The sequence below is a fragment of the Dellaglioa sp. CoH-57-MRSF-17 genome (assembly GCF_056782015.1).
The window spans coordinates 47,140-57,117 of record NZ_JBXAXY010000002.1 but is presented as its reverse complement, the minus strand read 5'-3'; the positions used below and the strand labels follow the sequence as shown (position 1 = coordinate 57,117).

The following is a 9,978-nucleotide window of genomic DNA, read 5'->3' as shown; positions in this document are numbered from 1 at the left end:
CTTCTTGTACTTCTTGTACTTCTTGTACTTCTTGTACTTCTTGTACTTCTTGTACTTCTTGTACTTCTTGTACTTCTTGTACTTCTTCATTAGTTTGGTGATTGGTACTTACAAATGCAAGTTCTTCACGTGACAAAACTTCAGGTTTATTTTTAAAAACGGCTAATTCATTTTGAGCCTCATTCTCAGAAACTGATATTTCAAATAATCCTCGAGCTAAAGCGTGCTTGTTATTAGCAACTACATTTATATTTGCTTTTTTTATCTGTTCATTTTTTTCATCAAACACATCAGGCTCTAAATTTGTATTTTGTAATAAAGTATCTTCTTGTTTATTATCTTCGATTACTGAATCTACTTCTGGTACTATTTTTTTAGCTACACTATCCACAGAATATAACGTATTTTCATCATTATTAGATACTTGATTTTCCTCTTCAGCAAAATCATCAAACAGTAAATAAGTATCCTTTGCTTTAGTTAATTGAACTAAAATTTTCCGATACCTTACGTTTTTATTTTGCTTTTTATTTGTAAAAAATGTGGGGATTTGTTTTGGTTTGAAACCTCGAGAATAGCGATTAATTTGTGCTTTTTCACTTTGACTATCTATCTTTGTCTCTTTGCGCGCAAATTTCTCATTGTGATGTGGTTTATTTACATCTTTTTTTAACGTTTTCTTATAAAATGCAGGTCCATCGTAACGCTCCATTAATTTCATCCTAACTATGTAAAAAACTAATTGCAATAACCGCAATTAGTTTTTATAAATCTATATTATGCAAATAATTTGGCTGCCTTCTCAAAATCGAATGCATCACCAACATGATTCATCTTTTCATCTAAAACTAAAATACCATGGACAGTTGGAGCATTAGGAATAGCCAACTCTTGAGCTGAACAAACCATGCCATAACTATCAATACCACGTAATTTACCCGGCCAAATAATAGCCCCAGTTGGCATCATTGCGCCAACTTTAGCAACAACAACAAGCTGACCTTGTTCAATATTAGGTGCACCACAAACGATATCTAGTGTCTCACCATTATTGACTTCAATTTTTGTGATATGCAAATGATCAGAATCAGGATGTTCATTACATTCAGCTACATATCCCACAACAAATTTAGGATCGTCATCGACAACAAGTACATCCTTAAATCCAGCAGCAACGATAAGTTGATTTAATTTTTCTACTTGTTTTTCATCTAAAAAGATTTGTCCGTTACCTACTAAATCAAGTGATTCTTTAGAGATTTCTAGAAAATTAAATCCCAACGTTTCATTCGATTTTTCATTGAAAATACGAACGACATTATTTTTTAATTCTGACTTTTGGTTTTCTACCTCTTCACGTAAAACAACCATTAATGTATCGCCAACGTTCTTTAAATTATAACTTGCTATTAACATATTTATTTATGAGTTCCCTTCTTATTATCACTAATGACTAAGACGTCACATGGCGCATTTCTTAGAATTGCATCTGTTGTTGATCCATTCACAAATCTTTCAACAACGTTAGCCCCTGTTTGCCCAACCATAATTAAATCAATATGTTTTTCTTCTGGTATTTCACGACTTAATAAAACTTTAGAAGATCCATATACTAAAATAGTTTCAACATCAATAACGCCCTTATCTATCGCAATTTGTTTGTAGTCGGCTAAGGTATCATTTAATCGCTTAACTTCAGTTGTAACGTCATCTTCATCTTCAGAAAATGTATTGTCAACACTTCGCTCAACAACATGTACAACTATTAAACTAGCCTCGTTTTTTAAAGTACTCTCAACTGCCTGATTAAATGCACGTTCAGATTGCACACTTCCATCTATCCCGACCATTACTCTTTTATAAACTTGTTCAAACATCACTATCACCCCAATGGTTTAGTCTAATTTGTTCATAAATGATTCGATTTGTTCTTTCGTTTTACGCTCTTTATTCACATAACGATCAAGCTCAACACCGTTATTGTATGCAACAAAACTCGGAATACCAAAAATACCCCAATCTTGGCAAAGTTCAATTTGTTCATCGCGATCTACTTTATAGAATTTAAAATCGGAATACTCTGCTTCAATTTCAGGCATTAATGGTTCAATAAAGTTACAGTCTGGACACCAACCTGCCGTAAAATAAAACAATGATTTACCATTCAATAATAATTCATTTAATTTATCTTTTTCTAAAACTTTTAATTTTTCCAATCTAACTACCCCTTAATGATTGTATCGACAGTTGAACGGTCCAATCCTAAAATTGTTTTTTCAAGTAATTCTTTTGCTGCTTCATAGTCTCTGATTGAGAACATTGTTTGATGCGTATGAATATAACGTGCACAAACGCCAATAACAGAACTTGGAATACCATTATTTGCTGTTTGAGCTGCGCCAGCATCAGTACCACCTTGAGAAACAAAGTACTGATAAGGAATATTGTTATCCGAAGCAGTATCCAATAAAAATTCTTTTAATCTAGGAAGCGTTACTAATCTTGGATCATAAATTCTGATCAACGTTCCTTCACCAAGATGTCCAAATGTTCCCTTTGTTGTTTCAATATCATTTGCTGCTGAACAGTCGACAGCAAAAAATAAATCAGGTTTCAGCATATTTACTGCACCTGGCGTGCCTCGTAGTCCAACTTCTTCTTGAACATTAGCACCAGCGAATAAAGTATTTGGTAATGTTACGTCTTTTAATTTTTCAAGTGTTTCCAGTACTGCAGTACAACCGTAACGGTTATCCCATGCCTTACTAATAATATTTTTACCATTAGCTGTTTTAATTGTTTCAACATCCGGAACAATATAATCTCCTGGTGCAATACCAAACTCTTTTGCTTCACTTGCAGATTCAAATCCACCATCAAATAAAATATCATTAATTTGTGGTGTTGCATTTTGATGATTATCACCACGCAATAAATGAGGTGATACTGAAGAAGAAATTATTGGGTACGTTTGACCTGATCGTGTTGTTAGTGTGAATCGTTGTGAAGAAACAACAAATGGATTCCATCCACCAAGTGGGCGAACTGAAAATAACCCATTGTCATTAATTGCGGCAAGCATGAATCCAACTTCGTCCATATGAGCAGCGGTCATAATTTTAGGTGCATTTATATCTGCATTTTTACGGATACCAAAAATCCCACCCAAACCATCCTGAACAACCTCATCAACATTTGGTGTCATTTTTTCGCGCATTACATCACGTACGTTATTTTCAAATCCACTTGTTGCCTGAAGTTCAGTCATTGTTTTAACTAAATTAAACGTTTTATCATTCATATTAGAGAGCCCCTTTTCATTTTATTGGACGAATTAGTCCCAATTTTGTCTACTCACTTAGCTTAATATTTCTTACTTTATATTATATAATAGTACCATAAAAGAATCCATGAATGTAGCTTAGTTACTATGTAACGGCGTTTTTACAAAAAAAATCTGGAATTTTTATTCCAGATTTTTAGACGTATTAAAATGTGCTTCTAACTTATAGATAGGCTGTCCCTTTTTACTAAATTTTTCTTCATATTCAGTCATGACATTATCTTCAGCTTCAACGCTTGCATGTAAATCAAGCCAAACTTGATCATAACCCATTCCATACTCATTTAAACTAACTAATGAGTATTCAAACAAGCCACGATTATCTGTCTTAAATTCAAGATGACCATCATTTTTCATAACTTTTTCATAGCCTTTTAAGAAACTGCCATGAGTAAGTCGACGTTTGGCTTGTCTTGTTTTAGGCCAAGGATCTGAAAAATTCAAATAAATGCCATCAACTTCATTATCATCAAAAAATTCAGTTACCGAATCACCGTTACCTAAAATTAATTGTAAATTTGGAATTTGTGCTTCAACTTGTTTCTTCAACGTAATTGCTGCAATTGTCGTTTGCAATTCAATTCCGATAAAATTATATTCCGGAAATTTTCTAGCCATTCCCATAATAAATCCACCCTTACCCATACCTATTTCAATAAAAAGTGGTTGTTTTTTCTCAAATCTTGATTGCCATTTACCCTTAAACTGATTAGGTGATGTTACAAGTAGTTCCGGATGTTCTGCAATTAACGGTTCAGCCCATGCTTTATTTCTTAATCTCAACTTATATATCCTCATTTCATTTGATAAAGTAAGTGGGGCTAGAACGTATTAATCGTTTTAGCCCCACTTACTTTTTAATCCATTTTTATATTATATTTTTGTAATTCTATTATTGCCTGATTCATTTCATGAAATCGACTTAATTGATGTGCTTTTTTTATTCGTTGTAATTTTGCTATTATAATGTACCAGTTTATTCTGTTTAATAAATCGTTATTCTCCAATGACTCATGATAACCACTCAGCCAACTACTCCATTGTGTATCTGGAATGTATTCAGACATAACTAAGCTCAAATCCATAGCAGGATCAGCAATTTTTGCTGACTCCCAATCAACTAAATATAATTGATTAGTATCAGACTGTAACCAATTTCGATGATTCAAATCACCATGACAAACTGTATACTTATCCGTTGATAGTTCAGGTTGATGTTCATTTAATTGCTGAAACATTTTTGATAGCAAGGGGTGCTGCTTTAAATCATCACTCAAATCGTCAAAATAATTAGCTAATAAGCCACTAGGTGTGATAACTTCTCCACCAACCTGTCTCAACATATTTTTTAATTGCTTTGAGCGATGAATTTTAGATAATAATTCAGGAACCATTTTTTGATCCATTTCATCAGAATGAAGGTTTCGTCCATTTAGCCACTCTTGTGCAGTTATTGTATCCCCACTTGAGATTCGCTTAGTCCAAATTAATTTTGGTGTAATACCAGCAACTGAGAGCGCAGCTAAAAAAGGTGACATATTTTGTTTCAAAAACACCTTTTCTTGTGCACGTGTACCCATGTATGCAGTGCCTGTATCTCCACCAATTGGTAACAATTGCCAACCGGGATCTAAATTAAAATCCATACTATTATTACCTCTTTTTCCCGACTAAGCTCTGATGCTATAGTTTCATCTTACAAACATCCCTATTATACGTCAAGGATTTTTTTAACTCTGGTAACTAAGTAAACATTAGTAAACAGCATTATTTCCACTAAACTCACCAAAACACCATAACCCATCATTAAAAATTGTCCTGTACCAATATAGATTGCGATATTAAAAAGTACTGCACTTACACTTATAATTGTTAATGTAAACTTTTTGAAATTCTTAATTTGATACTCTTTTCCTTTTGGATATAGTCTAGTAAAAATAATATTATCGTAATGTTTTGCAAAAGGTAACAATTGAAAACCAATCAGATAAATAAATAAGATTAAAAATGCGAGTGCTAGCCAACCATTTGAAATAAATGCAATAATTAGCGCTCCAATTAGAGTTAATCTAATAAATAAGCCACTAAATTCAGTTCCGCGAATAAATCCCCTTGCATATAAAAATGTATAAACATTTGCGTCATCTTTTTTAATATGATTTAAAATGAAATCAAGGTACACTCTTCTCTTAACATTCCCTCTAACCATTGGTACATCAGTAAATAAATTAAAGAAACGGTAAATCCCTAACATTCTATTTTCTTCAAAACTGATTGCTTTTTTCCAATCAAAGATTTCCTTAAATCCTTTTGCAGCTAGCTGATTTAAAACAAAGCTACTTAAAATAGCAACGATAAAACTCAGAATAAACGTACCATATAATCCAAGGATATAAATCAAAATAGGCAATAAAATATTAACTAATTTGATACTTCCCCAACTAAACCGGTTATTTTGATATTTTTCAAGTAATGAAATGACTAACCAATTATTTTTCAAGCATAGTTGCGTTAAAATCAAGAAAATAATATTGATTACTGAGATTTTCATTCCAATCATCATAACTGGGATAAGTAACACAATAAATCCAACTTGCATTAAGCTGGCCATAACTGTTGAATAGCGTTTTGCCTTTTTTAAATAACTAATTAATGCATGTTCCTGTGGTAAAAGAAAAACAATATCCGCTTCTTTTAATAACGTACTTAAACGGCCGATTTGTAAAATCACCAGTAATCCAATCACTAATGCAGGCCGATACCAAACTAAATTAACAGGCATCACCTTTAGCCCATTTGAATAAGCCAAACCAAGTCCACCAACAAAAAACATAATTGCAACAACAAAATGATCATTCAAAACATATCGTAAATATTTTAATAATAATAACTGATGACTTTTTAAACGTGTTGTCCATAAGTCTTTCATTTTGTTACCTCTTCCTTAGTTAAACCAAGATAAATTTCATCTAAGGAAGCATCTGGATTCTTATAGGCTTGTCTTAATTCAACCATTGTTCCTTGTGTTTTAATTTCACCTTTATTCAGTAAAATGAACCAATCGCAATACTTTTCAGCTGTGGCTAAAACGTGAGTTGACATTAAGACACTTGCGCCACGCTTCTTTTCAGCAACAATTAACTCTAATAAATCGTTAATTGCTAAGGGGTCTAGCCCGAGAAATGGCTCATCAATAACATAAAAATCAGATTCTGTTAAAAAAGCACAGACAATCATAACTTTTTGTTTCATCCCTTTTGAAAAGTTAGCGGGAAACCATTCTAACTTGTTATCAAGTCTAAATATTTTAAGTAATTCATTAGCTTTTTTCCATGCCTTAGTTTCATTCAATCCATAAGCCATCATTGAGAGTTCAATGTGTTCTTTTAATGTTAATTCTTCATAAAGAATAGGCGTTTCAGGAATATATGCTAAATGTGATTTATAAGCCTGGCTATCTTCCCTTAAGGTTACGCCATTTAATTTAATAGTTCCTTTTTGCGGGGTTAATAACCCAATTATATGATTGATTGTAGTCGATTTACCTGCACCATTTAAACCAATTAAGCCAACGACATTTCCAGGTTTAACTTCAAAAGAAATATCTTTTAAAACTGGTATTTGAGAGTAACCACCCACTAAATTTTTAACTTCTAATGTCATTTTCTAATTCCCCATTTACAATTTATTTATGCCTTTAATTATATCATATTATGGTGAATTATCATTCATGATGTATAATAAAAGTATTAACTAACTTTGAAAGAAGGCAAACATATGACTGACTGTATTTTTTGTAAAATAATTGCCAATGATATTCCTAGTTTCACCGTATACGAAGATGAAGACATTAAAGCATTTCTTGATATCTCACAAACAACCCCAGGCCATACACTTGTTATTCCAAAAAAACATGTTGCTAATATTTTTGAATATGACCAAGCACTCGCTAGTAAAGTTTTTTCTAAAATTCCAATGATTGCTTCCGCAATTAAAGTAAGCAATCCAGATATTCAAGGGATGAATATCGTCAATAATAACGGTGAACTAGCTTACCAATCTGTTTTTCACTCACATTTTCATTTAATTCCTAGATACTCAACAAAAGATACTTTTAAAATGTCATTCAAGGATAATTCCAAGAAGTACACATCCGAGCAACTTGAATCAATTATGATGTCAATCAAGAATAAGATTGGAGAAAAATAATGTCAAAAACACTTAAACGAATTAGTTTGTTATCAATTATTGGTGGGTCAGCATACTATGCCTATAACCATAGAGATGAACTTATTACTTTTGTTGCAGATAAAAAAGTTCAGTTAAAAGCAGATTTTTCTGACTATCAAAATGATATCAATCGCGTAACTAATTCATCAAAAAAATTGCAGTATGCTACAGATCATCTGAATACGATTATCGAAGAAACATTACCCATCGTCGATTCCATTAGCAATCGTATAGAAAAGTTTACTTATGAGATCGAGCCAAATATCAATAAAATTAATAAAAAATTAGAAAAGTATCAATGAATTAGGCTTTTAAAAGTTTGATTTTTTTGTGAATTTTCGGTCATTTACTTTCATTATATGATAATTATGTTATATTAAACGTATTAGTCTTTCATTGAGAAGACAAAAAATTTAAGAAATAGGATGTGTTAGGTTATGAAAAAATGGCTTGTTGCTTTAGCCGGCGTACTATTAACATTTACATTAGCGGGTTGTGGGAGCTCAACAGTTGCAACTACTTCAGGTGGTAAGGTTACAGAAAGTGCTTACTACGATAGTTTGAAGAAAACTTCAAGTGGTACATCAATTTTACAACAAATGATTTTGAACAAAGTATTGGAAAAACAATATGGTGATGATGTTTCTGATAAAGAAGTCACAAAACAATACGATACTTATAAAGCTAAATATGGTTCAAGTTTCTCATCTGTCTTATCACAAAACAGTATGACAAAGACTAGTTTTAAAGCAGAATTACGTTCTAACTTACTTTTAAAAGCTGCTGTTAAACATTACAGTGATTTAAGTTCTACAGCTGTAGATAAGCAATGGGAAGAATACCAACCAACTATTACAGTTCAACGTATTCAAGTTGCTTCAAAATCAGATGCAGAAAAAATCATCAAACAACTTGATGAACAAAAGACTGCTAAAAAGTTAACTGACAAATTTACTGCATTAGCTAAATCAAAATCAACAGATACAACTTCTGCAAGTACTGGTGGTACTTTAGCTGCATTTAACAATACAGATACAACACTAACAGCAGAATTTAAAAAAGCTGCATTTGATTTAAAACAAGGTAAATATACAACTACACCTGTTAAAACAACAGCAGGTTATGATGTAATCTTGAGTGTTAAAAATGCTGGTAAAGGTAAAAAAGCCGATCACATTTCTGACTTAAAAGAACAAATTGTTACTGAAACTATGGCTGACTCAACTAAATTACAAAAAATTGTTGGTAAAGTTCTTAAAAAAGGTAACGTATCAATCAAAGATGATGACTTGAAAGATGTTCTTTCAAGCTACTTATCATCATCTTCTTCATCTTCAAAATAAATACATCAAAACATCAGATTATATCTGGTGTTTTTTTTTCGAAAAAAATATCTCAATGGAATTTATCCATTGAGATATTTTTCAATTTAATTATTTGTTACATTACTGTCAGCATGTGGTTTATAGAAATTTCGACCATCCATACCAAATATACGTTCAGAAAATTCGCCCTCTTCTGTATGAGCCAATGACCCTTTCAACATTTGAATTGATGCATCAATATTATCAATTTGATGTAAAACATCTGCTTCAATTAAATGAGGTTGCACTGGTGAACCATACTCTAGTAACCCATGATGCGCAAGAACAACGTGACGTAATAAAATCATGTCTTCTGTCTGAAGATCAATTTTTAATTCACCTGCTGCTTTAACAATTTCTTCATCAATTAATACAATATGCCCAATTAAATTTCCAGCTAATGTATAAGTTGTTGCCACAGAACCTGATAATTCGATTGTTTTTCCTAAATCATGTAAAATCACACCTGCGTAAAGTAATGGTGCATTAATCACATCACCATATTCGGCAACAATTGATTTAGCTAATCGCAACATTGAAAGTGTATGGTAGGCTAACCCACCAGAAAATGCGTGATGATTTTTCTTTGCAGCGGGATAACTGAAAAAATCATCATGTTTTTCGGCAATGAGATATCTTACAATTCGATTCCAATTTGGGTTTGTAATTTCAAAAATAGCTTTATTAAATTCTTCTTCCATCTCATCTTTTTTCATTGGTGCACTAACGACAAATTGACTCGGATCATTAGGTTCACCCTCTTCAGTCAATCTAATATGATAGATTTTCATCTGTGGATTATTTTGGTAAACTTCACGTTTTCCTTTTATAAAGGCAACTTTACCCGTTTGAAATTGTTCAATTGCCTCTGGCGTTGCATCCCAAAGCTTAGCGCTAATTTGGCCTGAACTATCTTCAAAATTAAATGCAATAAATTGCTTATTATTCTTTGTATTTCTAACTTCTGCACTCTTAATTAAAACAAATAATGCTACGTTTTCGTCAACTTTATATTCAAATATTTTTTTCTCTTGTGCCATG

At 32.1% G+C, this 9,978-nt stretch carries 13 protein-coding genes; 3 read left to right on the top strand and 10 right to left on the bottom strand.

All coding sequences use genetic code 11. From position 1 onward, the window contains the following. From AC1RPJ_RS02170 to AC1RPJ_RS02130, 9 genes are all read right to left on the bottom strand, one after another. A partial coding sequence (locus AC1RPJ_RS02170; RefSeq protein ID WP_481762815.1) for a hypothetical protein occupies positions 1-712 on the bottom strand: 712 nt, incomplete at its 3' end. A 65-nt stretch (positions 713-777) separates the two neighbouring features. After that, positions 778-1,416: a YtpR family tRNA-binding protein gene (gene ytpR / locus AC1RPJ_RS02165; RefSeq protein ID WP_481761194.1), complete on the bottom strand. Its 639-nt coding sequence runs from the start codon at positions 1,414-1,416 to the stop codon at positions 778-780. Between the two features lie 2 nt (positions 1,417-1,418). Continuing rightward, entirely contained in the window at positions 1,419-1,877 is a 459-nt protein-coding gene (locus AC1RPJ_RS02160; RefSeq protein ID WP_481761193.1) for a universal stress protein, read from the bottom strand. Positions 1,878-1,895: 18 nt separating this feature from the next. Continuing rightward, entirely contained in the window at positions 1,896-2,216 is a 321-nt protein-coding gene (locus AC1RPJ_RS02155) for a thioredoxin family protein (protein ID WP_409022701.1), read from the bottom strand. A 5-nt stretch (positions 2,217-2,221) separates the two neighbouring features. Continuing rightward, positions 2,222-3,301, bottom strand: coding sequence for a glutamyl aminopeptidase (gene pepA / locus AC1RPJ_RS02150; RefSeq protein WP_409022702.1), 1,080 nt, complete (start codon positions 3,299-3,301; stop codon positions 2,222-2,224). Between the two features lie 165 nt (positions 3,302-3,466). Beyond that, entirely contained in the window at positions 3,467-4,126 is a 660-nt protein-coding gene (gene trmB / locus AC1RPJ_RS02145) for a tRNA (guanosine(46)-N7)-methyltransferase TrmB (RefSeq protein WP_409022703.1), read from the bottom strand. 74 nt (positions 4,127-4,200) lie between these two features. After that, positions 4,201-4,989 (bottom strand): phosphotransferase, encoded by a 789-nt coding sequence (locus AC1RPJ_RS02140; RefSeq protein ID WP_481761192.1) that lies wholly within the window; start codon positions 4,987-4,989, stop codon positions 4,201-4,203. Between the two features lie 65 nt (positions 4,990-5,054). Beyond that, a complete protein-coding gene (locus AC1RPJ_RS02135) occupies positions 5,055-6,272 on the bottom strand; it encodes an ABC transporter permease (protein WP_481761191.1) in 1,218 nt (405 codons plus the stop codon). After that, on the bottom strand, positions 6,269-7,006 hold the full coding sequence (locus tag AC1RPJ_RS02130) for an ABC transporter ATP-binding protein (protein WP_481761190.1): 738 nt from the start codon (positions 7,004-7,006) through the stop codon (positions 6,269-6,271). The genes AC1RPJ_RS02135 and AC1RPJ_RS02130 overlap by 4 nt, the downstream gene beginning before the upstream one ends. 114 nt (positions 7,007-7,120) lie before the next feature. Between AC1RPJ_RS02130 and AC1RPJ_RS02125 the strand changes: the two genes are divergently transcribed. From AC1RPJ_RS02125 to AC1RPJ_RS02115, 3 genes are all read left to right on the top strand, one after another. After that, positions 7,121-7,552 (top strand): HIT family protein, encoded by a 432-nt coding sequence (locus tag AC1RPJ_RS02125; protein WP_481761189.1) that lies wholly within the window; start codon positions 7,121-7,123, stop codon positions 7,550-7,552. Continuing rightward, on the top strand, positions 7,552-7,875 hold the full coding sequence (locus AC1RPJ_RS02120; RefSeq protein WP_481761188.1) for a hypothetical protein: 324 nt from the start codon (positions 7,552-7,554) through the stop codon (positions 7,873-7,875). The genes AC1RPJ_RS02125 and AC1RPJ_RS02120 overlap by 1 nt, the downstream gene beginning before the upstream one ends. A gap of 135 nt (positions 7,876-8,010) precedes the next feature. Further along, positions 8,011-8,916, top strand: a complete 906-nt coding sequence (locus tag AC1RPJ_RS02115; protein WP_481761187.1) for a peptidylprolyl isomerase — start codon at positions 8,011-8,013, stop codon at positions 8,914-8,916. 86 nt (positions 8,917-9,002) lie between these two features. Here the strand turns inward: AC1RPJ_RS02115 and AC1RPJ_RS02110 are convergent, their stop codons facing one another. Beyond that, entirely contained in the window at positions 9,003-9,977 is a 975-nt protein-coding gene (locus AC1RPJ_RS02110) for a 3'-5' exoribonuclease YhaM family protein (RefSeq protein WP_481761186.1), read from the bottom strand. Between the last annotated feature and the right edge of the window lies 1 nt (position 9,978).

Excerpts from the sequence above, each read along its gene's own strand:
- ytpR (WP_481761194.1), bottom strand. The coding sequence starts at position 1,416 with ATGTTAATAGCAAGTTATAATTTAAAGAACGTTGGCGATACATTAATG.
- AC1RPJ_RS02160 (WP_481761193.1), bottom strand. The coding sequence starts at position 1,877 with ATGTTTGAACAAGTTTATAAAAGAGTAATGGTCGGGATAGATGGAAGT.
- pepA (WP_409022702.1), bottom strand. The coding sequence starts at position 3,301 with ATGAATGATAAAACGTTTAATTTAGTTAAAACAATGACTGAACTTCAG.
- AC1RPJ_RS02140 (WP_481761192.1), bottom strand. The coding sequence starts at position 4,989 with ATGGATTTTAATTTAGATCCCGGTTGGCAATTGTTACCAATTGGTGGA.
- AC1RPJ_RS02135 (WP_481761191.1), bottom strand. The coding sequence starts at position 6,272 with ATGAAAGACTTATGGACAACACGTTTAAAAAGTCATCAGTTATTATTA.
- AC1RPJ_RS02130 (WP_481761190.1), bottom strand. The coding sequence starts at position 7,006 with ATGACATTAGAAGTTAAAAATTTAGTGGGTGGTTACTCTCAAATACCA.
- AC1RPJ_RS02125 (WP_481761189.1), top strand. The coding sequence starts at position 7,121 with ATGACTGACTGTATTTTTTGTAAAATAATTGCCAATGATATTCCTAGT.
- AC1RPJ_RS02120 (WP_481761188.1), top strand. The coding sequence starts at position 7,552 with ATGTCAAAAACACTTAAACGAATTAGTTTGTTATCAATTATTGGTGGG.
- AC1RPJ_RS02115 (WP_481761187.1), top strand. The coding sequence starts at position 8,011 with ATGAAAAAATGGCTTGTTGCTTTAGCCGGCGTACTATTAACATTTACA.
- AC1RPJ_RS02110 (WP_481761186.1), bottom strand. The coding sequence starts at position 9,977 with ATGGCACAAGAGAAAAAAATATTTGAATATAAAGTTGACGAAAACGTA.